The organism is Bifidobacterium callitrichidarum (assembly GCF_003129905.1).
Classification (GTDB): Bacteria; Actinomycetota; Actinomycetes; order Actinomycetales; family Bifidobacteriaceae; genus Bifidobacterium; species Bifidobacterium callitrichidarum.
In genome coordinates this window covers 1-458 of record NZ_QFFM01000067.1, presented here as the reverse complement: position 1 = coordinate 458, position 458 = coordinate 1, and the positions used below count along the sequence as shown (strand labels likewise).

General features: G+C 66.2%; 1 protein-coding gene. It reads right to left on the bottom strand.

Annotation, left to right across the window (positions count from 1 at the left end; all coding sequences use genetic code 11):
* Positions 1-458 (bottom strand): anaerobic ribonucleoside-triphosphate reductase (gene nrdD, locus DF196_RS13140; RefSeq protein ID WP_277745757.1); only part of this gene is annotated, 458 nt, incomplete at both ends.

Sequence of the window (458 nt, the reverse complement as noted above, 5' to 3'; positions counted from 1 at the left end):
CCGAAGCCGACGGTCACGAACGGGGTCTGGCCGTTGGAGACGCGGTTGGAGTTGATCTGGTACTCCATGGTCTGCATGGCGTCGTAGATGGCCTTGCGGGTGCGGATCTTGGCCAGGATCTCGCGCTCTTGCTCCAGCTCGTCGACGTCCGTGTGGAACGGGGTGTCCATCGGCAGCGGCTCGCGGTTGCCGAAGTGGAGCTTGGCGGGCTCGTTCTTCTTGGCGTTCTCCACCTGGCGGCGGGCAAATTCCACCGGCATGCCGTCGGGGATGGTCTCGCGGGCCTCCTCGAGGAACTTCTCGTAGTCCTTGCGGGCGTACTGGGCCAGGTGCTCGTCGGCGCGGTTGGCGGTCTGGCCGCCGTACTGGCTGGAGGCCACGTCCTTCATGATCTGGGTGATCTGGGTGGCGGCGATGGCGATGGACTTCGGGGAGGCCATCGGGGCGTTGCCGAGCGT